Source organism: Aeromonas sp. sif0611, from assembly GCF_019218845.1.
GTDB classification, from domain to species: Bacteria; Pseudomonadota; Gammaproteobacteria; order Enterobacterales; family Aeromonadaceae; genus Aeromonas; species Aeromonas media.
Genome location: NZ_JAHUWU010000064.1, coordinates 1 through 255, shown reverse-complemented (window position 1 = coordinate 255; position 255 = coordinate 1). Strand labels below are relative to the sequence as shown.

Below are 255 nucleotides of genomic sequence, written 5' to 3'. Positions count from 1 at the left end.
ACTGCACCTTGCTGTTGTCGACGTTGTAAGTCCAGGCACCGCCTTCGGTGATGGCGAGGCTACCCAGCGCGCCCGCACTCGGGGTGCCGTTGCCAGCCAGGAACTTGGCTTCATCCGCCCCGTCCAGATCGGTCACGCTCAGGGTGCCGGTCTCGGTCAGCAGCGGCGTGCTTTCATCTTCGGTCACGCCGCCGGTGTCAGTGCCGGTAATGACGGCCTCATCGTTGACGCCGGTGATGGTGATGGTGACGGTGT

The 255-nt window shown here is 64.3% G+C and carries 1 protein-coding gene; it reads right to left on the bottom strand.

The genetic code is table 11. The annotated features are described in order from the left end of the window. The coding region (locus KW824_RS20780; protein WP_218410901.1) for a VCBS domain-containing protein at positions 1-255 on the bottom strand (255 nt) is incomplete at both ends.